Source organism: Streptomyces bambusae (assembly GCF_020532645.1).
Classification (GTDB): Bacteria; Actinomycetota; Actinomycetes; order Streptomycetales; family Streptomycetaceae; genus Streptomyces; species Streptomyces bambusae.
This window is the reverse complement of record NZ_JAJAUZ010000108.1, coordinates 1-13,280: the sequence shown is the minus strand read 5'-3', so window position 1 is coordinate 13,280 and position 13,280 is coordinate 1. Positions and strand designations below refer to the sequence as shown.

The window sequence follows — 13,280 nt, the reverse complement described above, 5'->3', positions numbered from 1 at the left end:
GGCTGCGGGCTCGGCGACCGGCGTCACCGCGGCGGTGGCCGCCGAGGCGGACACCGAGCGGGTCCGGCGGCGGCGCGGCTTGCGCGGCTCCGCCGCGGCCTCCGCGTCCGCCTCCGGCGCCGTCACGGCCTCGGTGGTCGCCTCGGCCGGAACCTCGGCGCCCACTTCGGACCCGCCGCGGGTGCGGCGGCGCTGGCGCGGCGTACGGGTACGGGCCGGACGCTCCTCGACCGCGGTGGCGGCAGCGCGGCGGCCGCCCCGGCCGCCGGTCTCGCCCAGGTCCTCGATCTCCTCGGCCTTCAGGCCGGCCCGGGTGCGCTCGGCGCGCGGCAGCACGCCCTTGGTGCCCGCCGGGATGTGCAGGAGCTCGAACAGGTGCGGCGACGTGGAGTACGTCTCCTCCGGCTCGTGGAAGTCCAGCTCCAGCGCCTTGTTGATGAGCTGCCAGCGCGGGATGTCGTCCCAGTCGACCAGGGTGACGGCGGTGCCCTTCGCGCCGGCGCGGCCGGTGCGGCCGACCCGGTGCAGGAAGGTCTTCTCGTCCTCGGGGGACTGGTAGTTGATGACGTGCGTCACGCCCTCGACGTCGATGCCGCGGGCGGCGACGTCGGTGCAGACGAGGACGTCCACCTTGCCGTTGCGGAAGGCCCGCAGGGCCTGCTCACGGGCGCCCTGGCCGAGGTCTCCGTGCACGGCGCCGGACGCGAAGCCGCGCCGCTCCAGCTGCTCGGCGATGTCGGCCGCGGTGCGCTTGGTGCGGCAGAAGATCATCGCCAGCCCGCGGCCCTCGGCCTGCAGGATGCGCGCGACCATCTCCGGCTTGTCCATCGAGTGGGCGCGGAAGACGTGCTGCGTGATGTTCGCGACGGTCGCGCCCTCGTCGTCCGGCGCGGTGGCGCGGATGTGCGTGGGCTGCGACATGTAGCGGCGGGCCAGGCCGATGACGGCGCCCGGCATGGTCGCCGAGAACAGCATCGTCTGGCGCTTGGCCGGAAGCAGGTTGATGATCTTCTCGACGTCGGGCAGGAAGCCCAGGTCGAGCATCTCGTCGGCCTCGTCGAGGACGAGCGCCTTGACCTTCGACAGGTCGAGCTTCTTCTGCCCGGCCAGGTCCAGCAGGCGGCCGGGGGTGCCGACGATGACGTCGACGCCCTTCTTCAGCGCCTCGACCTGGGGCTCGTACGCGCGGCCGCCGTATATGGCGAGGACGCGGACGTTGCGGACCTTGCCCGCCGTCAGGAGGTCGTTGGTCACCTGGGTGCAGAGCTCGCGCGTCGGCACGACGACCAGGGCCTGCGGGGAGTCCGTCAGCTGCTCGGGCCGCGCCCGGCCGGCCTCGACGTCCGCGGGGACCACGACGCGCTCCAGCAGCGGAAGGCCGAAACCGAGCGTCTTGCCGGTACCGGTCTTCGCCTGGCCGATGACGTCCGTGCCGGAAAGGGCGACGGGGAGGGTCATCTCCTGGATGGGGAAGGGGGACACGATGCCGACGGCCTCAAGGGCTTCGGCGGTCTCGGGAAAGATCCCGAGGTCTCGGAACGTAGTCAGGGTGCTGCCTCTTCTGTGAGACGCGGCATGAGGCGGGAAGGGGGTCTCACCGTGCCTGGCTTTCACACAGCTGCGCGGGACCACGGCCTTCGCTCAAGCGCTCATACCGCTGAGGGGGCCCCTCATGGGCGGTGACGCGCTTGAACGCACACACCACGCCGAGGGCGGTCGGGTTGGAGCCGATCGGGCCACCGACCGGGCATCCTCATTCGGATGGCCCGCCGAGTATTCGGCAGGCGCATTACCACTGTACCCCGGATTCGCGCAGGTGTGTCGGGTGAATTCACCAGAGCGGCAGGTTTCCCCCGACTGACCAGGCAGTTCGGGACGCCCCCGGGCGGGCTATTGTTCCCGGCATGCCGAGTGCCGAGAACCCTGAGACCGCCCAGAACGCCGAGCCCACCGAGGCCGCCTCCGACGCCGTGACCGCGCCGGACGCCGGTGCTGCCCCGGCCGACGAGACCCCGGCCGGAATCGCCTCCCAGGACTGGGCGACGGCCTCCGCCACGCCGCAGTACCGCGCGGCCGTGGTGGACCTGCTGGGCGCGCTCGCGTACGGCGAGCTGGCGGCCTTCGAACGGCTCGCCGAGGACGCGAAGATGGCCCCGACCCTGGCCGACAAGGCCGAGCTGGCGAAGATGGCCTCCGCCGAGTTCCACCACTTCGAGCGGCTGCGCGACCGCCTCGCCGCGATCGAGGCCGAGCCCACCGCCGCCATGGAGCCGTTCGCCAAGGGAGTGGACGACTTCCACCGCCAGACGGCCCCGTCGGACTGGCTGGAGGGCCTGGTCAAGGCCTACGTCGGCGACTCGATCGCCAGCGACTTCTACCGCGAGGTGGCCACCCACCTCGACGCCGACACCCGCGCGCTGGTCCTCGGTGTCCTCGACGACACCGGCCACGGCAACTTCGCCGTCGAGAAGGTCCGCGCCGCCATCGAGGCCGACCCGCGGGTCGGCGGCCGGCTCGCGCTGTGGGCGCGCCGCCTGATGGGCGAGGCCCTGTCGCAGGCCCAGCGGGTGGTCGCCGAGCGCGACGCGCTGTCGACCATGCTGGTCGGCGGCGTCGACGGGATGGCCGCCGGCTTCGACCTCGCGGCCGTCGGCGAGATGTTCACGCGCATCACCAAGGCGCACACCAAGCGCATGGCCGCGCTGGGCCTCGCCGCCTAGCAGCACCGCGTACGCGTACGAGTACGCGCGTCACCGGCTCCGGCGGAAGATCCGCCGGAGCCGGAGTGCGTACGGGGGCGGGTCAGCCGCCCGAGGGGACCGAAAAGGGGCGGTGGCGCGCGGCCGTCGGGGCCGGCCGCAGCAGCAGCGACAGCACCACGGCCGCCACCAGCGCGCCGCCGACCAGGGAGGCCGTCACCGTCGTGTGGCCGGGGCCGAGCACGTAGTGCGTGAGGTAGCCGCCGAACGCCGCGCCGAGGGTGCCGGTCGCCAGGACCGCGGGCGCGGAGGGCAGCCGGCCGGGCAGTCTGCGCAGCGCCAGCCAGGCCAGCGCGAGGCCGAGCAGTGCCGAGCCGAGTGTCTCCACGACCATGGGTTCCCTCCCGCACGTCCGGGCAAATCGGTCACTGGCCGTCCTACCCGGTGCTCCCGCGGGGCAACCCTCTTCCGGTACGACTTGCTCCGGTCGTGAGCGTGGTGCGCGGACGTGGTGCGCACACACGAGGACGGCCCGGCGGTCGAAACCGCCGGGCCGTCCCCGGATGCGTCCTGCGTCCTGCGTCAGGCGCCGAAGCCCACCTTGCGGGTCGACGGCTCGCCGATGTCCACGTAAGAGAGCCGGTCGGTCGGCACCAGGACCTTGCGGCCCTTGACGTCCGTAAGCGAGAGCAGCTGCGACTCGCCGGACAGGGCAGCGGCGATGACGCTCTCCAGCTCCTCGGCGGCGAGCCCGCTCTCCAGCACGATCTCGCGGGGCGCGTGCTGCACGCCGATCTTGACCTCCACGGCTATGTCCCTCCGACGGTGTCCGGGTCGCGCGGTGTCACCGCGCCGTACCCGGACCACATTAGCCCGGAGAGGGGACACGGACCGTGGTGCCGCCGCACGCTGCGAGCGAACACCGAGCCGCGAGGTGTCAGTGCTGCGGCTGGTCCGTGCCGTGCAGCGGGAAGCCGGCGATGCCGCGCCAGGCCAGCGAGGTCAGCAGGCCGACCGCCTTGTCGCGGGCCACCGGGCTCTCGCTGGACAGCCAGTAGCGGGCCACCACCTGCGAGACCCCGCCCAGGCCCACGGCCAGCAGCATCGACTCGTCCTTCGACAGGCCGGTGTCCTCGGCGATCACGTCCGAGATCGCCTCGGCGCACTGGAGCGACACCCGGTCCACGCGCTCGCGCACCGCAGGCTCGTTCGTCAGGTCCGACTCGAAGACCAGCCGGAACGCGCCGCCCTCGTCCTCCACGTACGCGAAGTACGCGTCCATCGTGGCGGCCACGCGCAGCTTGTTGTCGGAGGTGGAGGCCAGCGCTCCGCGCACGGCCAGCAGCAGCGCCTCGCAGTGCTGGTCCAGCAGCGCCAGGTAGAGGTCCAGCTTGCCGGGGAAGTGCTGGTACAGCACCGGCTTGCTGACGCCCGCGCGCTCGGCGATGTCGTCCATCGCGGCCGCGTGGTAGCCCTGGGCGACGAACACCTCCTGGGCGGCGCCCAACAGCTGGTTGCGCCGGGCCCGGCGCGGCAGGCGGGTGCCCCGCGGTCGCGCCGCCTCGGTCTGCTCGATGGCTGTCACGCCGCCTCCCACTTTCTTCCTGAACACAGTGCGCTCTGCGCCGCGCCCGCCATCGTACTTTTCGGTAACCGAATCTGGGGGGTCGAGACCGACTTTTCTCGGTCTTCGGACACGGATCCGGGGCTGGTCAGGGGTGTCGGACGGGGTACTCGGCGGTAGCCGTGCGGTGCGGATCAGGCCGCGGCCGGATCAGCGGTAGTCGTCCTCGTCGAGGGCGACCACCCGGGCCTGCTCGGCGGTGTCCCCCTCGGTGGCGTCGTCGCGTCGGCCGCCGGCGAGCGGGTCGTCCTGCTGTGGGCTGAGGTCGGTGTGCTGCTCCGCGGCGTCCGCCTCAGGGGCCTCGGTGTCGAGCACCTTCTGGAGCTGATCCTGGAAGGTGTCCGGCTCCGTCGGGTCGACAGTCATCGTCGCTCCCCTCCTTTCTGTCTCATTACGAGCCTAGGAGAGCCGCCGGTGCACCGCTAGGCAGACCTGTGACCGCGAACACACGAGCCCGGGCGTGATCGTCTCGTAACATTGGCCGCATGTCTTCGACCGAGCTGCCGGACGTCCGGGCGACCACCGCGGTGGACGTGCAGGTGAGCGCGGTGCGCGTGGCCGAAGGAGAGCAGCTGCGGCGCGTGGCCCTGCCCGGCCTGACCCTCACGGTCCGGTCCCGGCCGCCGGCCGTCGACGGGCTGCCGCCCGCGCTCTTCGTCCACGGACTCGGCGGCTCCTCCCTCAACTGGACCGCGCTGATGGCCGAGCTGGCCGGCAGCGTCGACGGCGAAGCGCTCGACCTGCCCGGCTTCGGCGACTCCCCGCCGCCGGCGGACGGGAACTATTCGGTCACCGCGCTCGCCCGGGCCGTCATCCGCCACCTCGACGCGAACGACCGCGGACCCGTCCACCTGTTCGGCAACTCGCTGGGCGGCGCCGTCGTCACCCGGGTCGCGGCCGCCCGCCCCGACCTGGTGCGCACCCTCACCCTCGTCTCGCCCGCCCTGCCCGAGCTGCGGGTGCAGGCCTCCGCCGTCCCCACCGCGCTCCTCGCGGTGCCCGGCGCCGCCGGCCTGTTCGGCCGGCTCACCAAGGACTGGACGCCCGAGCAGCGCACCCGCGGCGCCCTCGGCCTCTGCTACGGCGACCCGGACCGGGTCACGCCGGAGGCCTTCCGGCACGCCGTCGCGGAGATGGAGCGCCGGCTCGCCCTCCCCTGGTTCTGGGAGGCGATGGTCAAGTCCGCGCGCGGCATCGTCGACGCGTACACGCTGCCCGGCCAGTACGGGCTGTGGCGGCAGGCCGAGCGGGTGCTCGCGCCGACCCTGCTCGTCTACGGCGGCCGCGACCGGCTCGTCTCGTACCGGATGGCCCGCCGGGCCGCCGCCGCCTTCCGCGGCTCACGGCTGCTGACGCTGCCCGAGGCGGGGCACGTGGCGATGATGGAATACCCGGAGACCGTGGCCGCCGCCTTCCGCGACCTCCAGCGCGACGCGGACAGGGGCTGAGGAACACCGTGGGACGACACAGCCGCAAGGGCCCGGCCCCCGAGCCGCCCGTGCAGCAGGCACCCGCTGCCGCGTACGAGCCGTTCGACGGCGGGTACGACACCGGCGGCGACGTGTACGGCACCGCCGGCGAAGACCCCAGCGATCCGTTCGCGGCCCGCTCCTACGGGGCGGACCGCCACGAGGACGTGCACGGCTTCCCCGAGCACTCCGACTTCTCGGCCCACGCGCAGTACCCCGAGTTCACCGAGACCGGCGCCCACCAGGCGTTCCCCGCCTTCACCGCGCTGTCGCAGACCGGCGGGCCGGCCCTCTTCGCGCCGTCCGAGCCCACCGTCACCCACAGCGGATACGGTTCTGCAGCCCCGGGCGTCCGCGGCGGCCACCCCGAGACCCGGGAGCCGGGCGGCGGCTGGGGCGACGGCCCGACCACCCGCTACGGCGACTGGCGCGGCGTGCCCCGCACCACCGACACGCCCGCCTTCGGCATCCCGCAGGTCCGTGTCACCGCACCGGCCGCCGCGCCCTCGGTGCCGGGGCCCCGGCGGGACCCGGCACCCGGCGCACCGGCCGCTTTCGAGGACGCCTTCGGCACGGACTTCGGCACGGCCTTCGGCACGGACCTCGGGACCGGCACCGGCACGGCCTTCGACACCGCCTTCGACCCCGCTCCCGCGCCCGCGGACAGCGGAGCCCGGCCCCGGGTCCCGGCCCCCGCCGCATCCGAGTCGGCCACCACCGGCTCGCACCGCCGGGTGTCCGCCCCTGCCGCCCGGCCCGCCCGCCGCGGCCCGCGGCTGCGCACATACACCGGGATCGCCGCCGCCCTGGTCACGGCGGTGCTCGCCGTGTTCGTCACCGGACAGGTCACCGGCGAGAAGGAGAAACCCGACGCCCAGGCCGCGCCCGGCGGAGCCGACCGCGCAGCCCTGCCGCCGGCCTCCCGCTCCGAGGACCGGCCCGCCCCGCAGCGGCCCGCCGCCCCGGCGGTGCTCACGTACGACCAGAAGATGGCCGCGCAGTACCCGATCGACCCCAAGCTCAAGGGCCCCGACACCTTCCGGACCGTGCCCGGCACGGCGAAGGCCCCCGGCAAGGGCGAGAAGATCCGCTACCGGGTCGACGTCGAGAACGGGCTCGACCTCGATGCCGCGCTGTTCGCCGAGGCCGTGCAGCGCACCCTCAACGACAAGCGCAGCTGGGCCGGCAAGGGCGACATGACCTTCGAGCGGGTGGCGTCCGGCGACACCCGGTTCGTGATCACGCTGGCCAGCCCCGGCACCACCGGCACCTGGTGCGCGAAGTCCGACCTCGACACCGTCGTCGGCAACGTCTCCTGCGACTCCGCACAGACCGAGCGCGTCATGATCAACGCGTTCCGGTGGGCACAGGGCTCGGACACCTTCGGCCCGGACAAGATGTTCGCCTACCGGCAGATGCTCATCAACCACGAGGTCGGCCACCGCCTCGGCCACAGCCACGTCAACTGCACGACCCCCGGCGCACTCGCCCCGATCATGCAGCAGCAGACCAAATCCCTCTCCCTCAACGGAATCGTCTGCAAGCCCAACCCCTGGGTATATCCCGGCAATTGACGCTCCGTACACAATTCGCGTTGACAACGGTCCGGCCATCGGCAATTGTTCTCGGCATGTCGCACCACCACGCCATCACCGCGAGCGCCGCCATCGAGCTGGCGCTCCTCGGCGTGACCGCGCACAGCGTGGCCGACATCTTCTGTAGCTGACACCCGCCCAGCGCGCCGTCGGCATCCCTTCCGCACCGCGCCCGGGCATTCCCACGCCCGCGGGTGCGGCATTGCAATTCCCTTTCCGGCACGGCTCGCAGAAGCCTCCCGGCTGCAACCCCTCGCGCGGCATTCCGTTTCGTTCCGATCCGCCGAGAGGTTCTTTTCCCATGCGTCCTCAGTCCCGCATATCGCGCCGCACGGCCGCGGTCACCGTCAGCCTGGTCCTGGCCGGGGGCCTCGCCGCCTGCGGTCCCGAGAGCGGGGACGCCGCGAAGGGGGCGGGCAAGGCCGGCGCCGCCGGCGCCCCGCAGAAGGGCGGCACGCTGACCGTCCTCAACAACGAGCCGCAGAGCGACTTCGACCCCGCCCGCCTCTACACCTCCGGCGGCGGCAACGTGCCCTCGCTGGTCTTCCGCACCCTCACCACCCGCAACCGCGAGAACGGCGCCGCCGGCACCCAGGTCGTCCCCGACCTCGCCACCGACACCGGCCGCCCCAACGCCGACGCCACCGAGTGGACGTACACCCTCAAGGACGGGCTGAAGTACGAGGACGGCACCCCGATCACCAGCGCCGACATCAAGTACGGCATCGAGCGGTCCTTCGCCGCCGAGCTGTCCGGCGGCGCGCCCTACCTGCGCGACTGGCTCGTCGGCGGGGACACGTACCAGGGCCCCTACAAGGCTGCATCCGACGGGAAGAAGGGGAAGGGCCTCGCGTCCATCCTCGTCCCGGACGCGAAGACCATCGTCTTCAAGCTGCGCAAGCCCGAGGGCGAGTTCCCCTTCGTCGCCACCCAGACCCAGTTCGCTCCCGTGCCCAAGGCCAAGGACACCGGGGTCAAGTACGAGGAGCACCCCGTCTCCTCCGGCCCCTACAAGGTCACCGCCAACGAGAACGACGGCGAGCGCCTGGTGCTGGAGCGCAACCCGCACTGGGACCCGAAGACCGACGCCGAGCGCAAGGCCTACCCGGACAAGGTCGACGTCCGCTCCGGGCTCGACGCCGCCGTCATCAACCAGCGGCTGTCCACCAGCTCCGGCGCCGACGCCGCCGCCGTCACCACCGACACCAACCTCGGCCCCGCCGAACTCGCCCAGATCGGCGGCAACAAGGAACTCGCCGCCCGCGTCGGCACCGGCCACTTCGGCTACGTCAACTACCTCGCCTTCAACCCGAAGGTGAAGCCGTTCGACAACCCCAAGGTGCGCCAGGCCATCTCGTACGCGATCAACCGCACCAGCGTGATCAACGCGGCCGGCGGCTCGGCCCTCGCCGAGCCCGCCACCACCTTCCTGCCCGAGCAGGCCGCCTTCGGCTTCACCAAGTACGACCACTTCCCGGCCGGCAAGACCGGCGACCCGGCCAAGGCCAAGGCCCTGCTCAAGGAGGCCGGCCACCCGGACGGGCTGACCGTCACCCTCACCCACTCCACCGCCCAGAACCGGCAGACCAGCCCCGAGGTGGCCACCGCCGTCCAGCAGGCCCTCGCCGCCGCCGGCATCACCGTCAAGCTCGAAGGCCTGGAGAACAACGCGTTCAACGAGCGCCGCTGGGACGCGAAGAACACCCCCGGCTTCTTCCTCTCCCGCTGGGGCGCCGACTGGCCCTCCGGCGCCCCGTTCCTCGCACCGATCTTCGACGGCCGGCAGATCGTGACCGACGGCTCCAACTACAACCACGCGCAGCTCGACGACCCGGCCGTCAACAAGGAGATCGACGAGATCGCCAAGCTGACCGACCTGGCGGCCGCCGCCAAGCGCTGGGGCGCCCTCGACAGCAAGATCGGCGAGCAGGCCCTCGACGTCCCGCTGTTCCACCCCGTCTACAAGCGGCTCGTCGGCAAGGACGTCAAGAACATCGTGATCAGCGACTGGACCGGCGTCCTCGACATCTCGCAGGTCGCCGTCAAGTGACCACCGCACCGACAGCCGCGGCGCCCGCGGCGGGGACCACCACCCCCGCCGCGGGCACCGCCCGGCAGGTCCTGCGCCGGCTGCGGCACCGCCCCTCGGCGGTCCTGGCCGGCGCCGTCCTGGCGCTCCTCGTCCTCCTCGCCGCCGCCGCACCCCTGGTCGCCCACCTCACCGGCCAGGACCCGAACGCCTTCCACGACGACCTCGTGGACTCCGCGCGCGGCGGCGTACCGCTCGGCCCCTTCGGCGGCGCCTCCGCCGACCACTGGCTCGGCGTCGAACCCGGCACCGGCCGCGACCTGCTCACCCGGCTGCTGTACGGCGCCCGGATCTCCCTGCTCGTCGCCCTCGGCGCCACCGCCGTCCAGGTCGCCGTCGGCCTGGCCGCCGGCCTCGCCGCCGGACTCGGCAACCGGCTCGCCGACACCTTCATCAGCCGCCTCACCGAGGTCATGCTCGCCCTGCCGATGCTGATCCTCGCCATCGCGCTGACCGCGGTCGTCCCCGCCGGCTTCCCCCGCCCGCTGCTGCTGATCCTCGTCATCGGACTGCTCGGCTGGGGCGGCACCGCCCGCGTCGTCCGCGCCCAGACCCTCACCCTGCGCAGCCTCGACTTCGTCGCCGCCGCCCGGCTCGCCGGCAACGGACCGCTGCGCATCGCCCGCCGCGAACTGCTGCCCTCGCTGGCGGCACCCGTCATCACCTACGCGGCGATCCTGCTGCCGGCCAACATCGTCGTCGAGGCCTCCCTGTCCTTCCTCGGCGTCGGCGTCAAGCCGCCCACCCCCTCGTGGGGGCAGATGCTGTCCACCGCGCAGACCTGGTTCCGCGCCGACCCGATGTACGTCCTGCTGCCCGCCGGGCTGCTGTTCACCACCGTGCTCGCCTTCACCGTCCTCGGCGAGGCCGTCCGCACCGCCCTCGACCCGCGCGAGAGCAGCCGGCTGCGGGTCGGCCGCACCCGCGGCGGGGCCCGGTCCCGAAAGGAGCGGACGCCGTGACCGGCTTCGTCCTCAAGAAACTCGCCGGCGCCCTGCTCGTCCTGCTCGCGCTGTCCCTCGCCGTCTACGCCCTCTTCTACCTGGCCCCCGGCGACCCCGCCCGGCTCGCCTGCGGAGAGCGCTGCACCCCGCAGCAGGTCGCCCAGGTGCGCGACCAACTCGGCCTGAACGAATCGGTCTTCGCCCAGTACGGACACTTCCTCCAGGGCCTGGTCGCCGGCCGCGACTACTCCGCCGGCACCGGCACCCTGCACTGCGACGCGCCCTGCCTGGGCTTCTCGTACCAGAACGACCGGCCCGTCACCGAGCTGCTGCTCGACCGGCTGCCCGCCACCTTCTCGCTCGCCCTCGGTGCGCTCGTGCTCTGGCTCGTCATCGGCGTCGGAACCGGGCTGCTCTCCGCGCTGCGCCGCGGCGGGCTGACCGAACGCGCCCTGACCGTCCTCACCCTCGCCGGCACCGGCACCCCCGTCTTCATCCTCGGACTGCTGCTGCTCATGCTGGTGTGCGCGTACCTCCAGTGGCTGCCGTTCCCGACGTACGTGCCGTTCACCGAGGATCCCGAACAGTGGGCCTGGAACCTGCTGCTGCCGTGGGTCACCCTCGGGTTCTTCGAGAGCGCCAAGTACGCCCGGCTGACCCGAAGCTCCGCCCTGGAGACGCTCGCCGAGGACCACATCCGCACCTTCCGCGCGTACGGCGTGGGGGAGCGGGCCGTCGTCACCCGGCACGCGCTGCGCGGCGCGCTGCCGCCGGTGATCGCGCTCAGTGCCGTCGACCTCGGCACCATGATGGGCGGCGCCGTGCTCACCGAGTCCCTGTTCGGCATCCCCGGACTGGGCAAGACCCTCATCGACGGAGTGCGCGTCGTCGACCTGCCGGTCGTCACCGGCGTGGTCCTCGTCACCGGCGTCGCGGTCGTCCTCGCCGGCGCCCTCGCCGACCTCCTGTACGCCGTCGCGGACCGAAGGGTGGCCCTGACGTGACCGAACACCCCGAACCGCTCGTCGAGGTCGACGGGCTGAGCGTGGACTTCCCCGTCGGCGACGGGCAGTGGCTGCGTGCCGTGGACGACCTGTCGCTGCGGCTGGCGCCCGGCCGCGCCCTCGGCATCGTCGGCGAGTCCGGCAGCGGCAAGTCCACGGTGGCCGCAGCCCTGCTCGGACTGCACCGCGGCACCGGCGCCCGGCTCGGCGGCACCGTCCGGGTCGGCGGCCTCGACGTGGCCGCCGCGGGCCCCGCCGAACTGCGCGGCCTGCGCGGCGGCACCGCCGCCATGGTCTTCCAGGACCCGCTGTCGGCCCTCGACCCGTACTACTCCGTCGGCGACCAGATCGCCGAGGTCCACCGGGTGCACCACAAGGTGTCCCGGCGGGCCGCCCGGGCCCGGGCCGTCGAGGTGCTGGACCGGGTCGGGATCCCCGACGCCGCCCGCAAGGCCCGGCTGCGGCCGCACGAGTTCAGCGGCGGGATGCGCCAGCGCGCCCTCATCGCCATGGCGCTGGCCTGCGAACCCCGGCTGCTGATCGCCGACGAGCCGACCACCGCGCTGGACGTCACCGTGCAGGCGCAGATCCTCGACCTGCTGCACGGGCTGCGCGAGGAGCGCGGCCTGGCGCTGCTGCTCGTCACCCACGACGTCGGGGTCGCCGCCGAGAGCGTGGACGAACTGCTCGTGATGCGGCACGGGCGGGCCGTCGAGCACGGGCCGGTGGCCGCCGTGCTGTCCGCGCCCGCCGCTCCGTACACGGCGGCACTGCTCGATGCGGTGCCGCGGGTGGACGGGGTACGGGAGGTCCGGGCGGGGGCGGCCGCGGCGGGTCCGCCCGGAGCCGCGGGGGCGGCGGAGCCGGTGGCCGAGGCGATCGGGCTGCGGCGCCGGTTCGGCCGCGGCAAGGCCGTCGTCACCGCGGTGGACGGGGTCGGCCTGGCCGTCCGCGCCGGGGAGACCCTCGGCATCGTCGGGGAGTCCGGCAGCGGCAAGAGCACCCTCGGCCGGATGCTCGTCGGCCTGCTGGAACCCTCCGGCGGACAGGTCCGGTACGACGGCCGCGAGGTGTCCGGCGCGGTGCCCGGCGTGCAGATGGTGTTCCAGGACCCGGTGTCCTCGCTCAACCCCCGGCGCAGCATCGGCGAGTCGATCGCCGACCCGCTGCGGGCCGCGGGCGAACGGGACGAGGCGGCGATCCGGGAACGCGTCACCGGACTGCTCGTCCGGGTCGGCCTGGAGGCCGGGCACTACGACCGCTACCCGCACGAGTTCAGCGGCGGCCAGCGGCAGCGCGTCGGCATCGCCCGGGCACTGGCCCCCCGGCCCCGGCTGATCGTCTGCGACGAACCGGTGTCCGCGCTCGACGTCACCACCCAGGCGCAGGTCACCGCCCTGCTCGCGGACCTCCAGCGGGAACTGGGCCTGGCGCTCGTGTTCATCGCGCACGACCTGGCCGTGGTACGGCAGGTCAGCGACCGGGTCGCGGTGATGCGGGGCGGGCGGATCGTCGAGGAGGGACCCGTCGACGAGGTGTACGGCAACCCGCAGCACCCGTACACGCGGGCGCTGCTGGCCGCCGTGCCCGCCCTCGATCCGGCGGCCGCGGCGGCCCGGCGGGCGGCCCGGCGGGCGGGGGCGGAGCCCGGCGCGACGGCGTCCGCGGTGCCGGTGGGCGCGTAGGGGACCCGTGCGGGGCCCGGTGCGGGGCCCGGTGCGAGGCCCGGGGCGGGCCACGGCGGCTTAGCACGGTTTGGCGCGGGGGAACGGTCGGAGCGTTCGAAAGTTACGACTCTTCACCCCTTCCGGTGGTGGGGGGGGCCACCCCCCCCGCCCCCCCCCCCCCCGCCCCCG

General features: G+C 73.5%; 13 protein-coding genes. 8 read left to right on the top strand and 5 right to left on the bottom strand.

Annotated elements, in window-relative coordinates; translation table 11 throughout:
• Positions 1-1,482, bottom strand: a 1,482-nt coding sequence (locus LG634_RS36730) for a DEAD/DEAH box helicase (protein WP_226740785.1), incomplete at its 3' end; no start/stop codon positions are given.
• A gap of 422 nt (positions 1,483-1,904) precedes the next feature.
• On the opposite strand from LG634_RS36730, the gene LG634_RS36725 reads away from it, so the two are divergent.
• Positions 1,905-2,720, top strand: a complete 816-nt coding sequence (locus LG634_RS36725) for a ferritin-like fold-containing protein (protein ID WP_226740784.1) — start codon at positions 1,905-1,907, stop codon at positions 2,718-2,720.
• 82 nt (positions 2,721-2,802) lie between these two features.
• Here LG634_RS36725 and LG634_RS36720 read toward each other — a convergent pair whose 3' ends face one another.
• From LG634_RS36720 to LG634_RS36705, 4 genes are all read right to left on the bottom strand, one after another.
• Complete coding sequence (locus LG634_RS36720; RefSeq protein ID WP_226740782.1) at positions 2,803-3,093, bottom strand: hypothetical protein; 291 nt, start codon at positions 3,091-3,093, stop codon at positions 2,803-2,805.
• A gap of 188 nt (positions 3,094-3,281) precedes the next feature.
• Complete coding sequence (locus LG634_RS36715; protein WP_226740781.1) at positions 3,282-3,506, bottom strand: DUF3107 domain-containing protein; 225 nt, start codon at positions 3,504-3,506, stop codon at positions 3,282-3,284.
• Between the two features lie 130 nt (positions 3,507-3,636).
• A complete protein-coding gene (locus LG634_RS36710) occupies positions 3,637-4,284 on the bottom strand; it encodes a TetR/AcrR family transcriptional regulator (protein WP_226740779.1) in 648 nt (215 codons plus the stop codon).
• Between the two features lie 189 nt (positions 4,285-4,473).
• On the bottom strand, positions 4,474-4,689 hold the full coding sequence (locus LG634_RS36705; RefSeq protein ID WP_226740777.1) for an Rv3202a family protein: 216 nt from the start codon (positions 4,687-4,689) through the stop codon (positions 4,474-4,476).
• Between the two features lie 119 nt (positions 4,690-4,808).
• On the opposite strand from LG634_RS36705, the gene LG634_RS36700 reads away from it, so the two are divergent.
• The 7 genes from LG634_RS36700 to LG634_RS36675 all read left to right on the top strand — a co-directional run bounded on the left by LG634_RS36700 (position 4,809) and on the right by LG634_RS36675 (position 13,109).
• The gene (locus tag LG634_RS36700) at positions 4,809-5,771 is read left to right on the top strand and encodes an alpha/beta fold hydrolase (RefSeq protein ID WP_226740776.1); all 963 of its coding nucleotides are present in this window, start codon (positions 4,809-4,811) and stop codon (positions 5,769-5,771) included.
• Positions 5,772-5,779: 8 nt separating this feature from the next.
• A complete protein-coding gene (locus LG634_RS36695; RefSeq protein WP_226740774.1) occupies positions 5,780-7,366 on the top strand; it encodes a DUF3152 domain-containing protein in 1,587 nt (528 codons plus the stop codon).
• A 56-nt stretch (positions 7,367-7,422) separates the two neighbouring features.
• Positions 7,423-7,518: an Ms4533A family Cys-rich leader peptide gene (locus tag LG634_RS38540; protein WP_372482562.1), complete on the top strand. Its 96-nt coding sequence runs from the start codon at positions 7,423-7,425 to the stop codon at positions 7,516-7,518.
• A 170-nt stretch (positions 7,519-7,688) separates the two neighbouring features.
• The gene (locus LG634_RS36690; RefSeq protein WP_226740773.1) at positions 7,689-9,437 is read left to right on the top strand and encodes an ABC transporter substrate-binding protein; all 1,749 of its coding nucleotides are present in this window, start codon (positions 7,689-7,691) and stop codon (positions 9,435-9,437) included.
• Positions 9,434-10,438, top strand: a complete 1,005-nt coding sequence (locus LG634_RS36685) for an ABC transporter permease (protein ID WP_226740771.1) — start codon at positions 9,434-9,436, stop codon at positions 10,436-10,438. Before LG634_RS36690 ends, LG634_RS36685 begins: the two co-directional genes overlap by 4 nt.
• The gene (locus tag LG634_RS36680; protein WP_226740770.1) at positions 10,435-11,424 is read left to right on the top strand and encodes an ABC transporter permease; all 990 of its coding nucleotides are present in this window, start codon (positions 10,435-10,437) and stop codon (positions 11,422-11,424) included. Before LG634_RS36685 ends, LG634_RS36680 begins: the two co-directional genes overlap by 4 nt.
• The gene (locus LG634_RS36675) at positions 11,421-13,109 is read left to right on the top strand and encodes a dipeptide ABC transporter ATP-binding protein (protein WP_226740769.1); all 1,689 of its coding nucleotides are present in this window, start codon (positions 11,421-11,423) and stop codon (positions 13,107-13,109) included. The genes LG634_RS36680 and LG634_RS36675 overlap by 4 nt, the downstream gene beginning before the upstream one ends.
• Positions 13,110-13,280 lie beyond the last annotated feature (171 nt).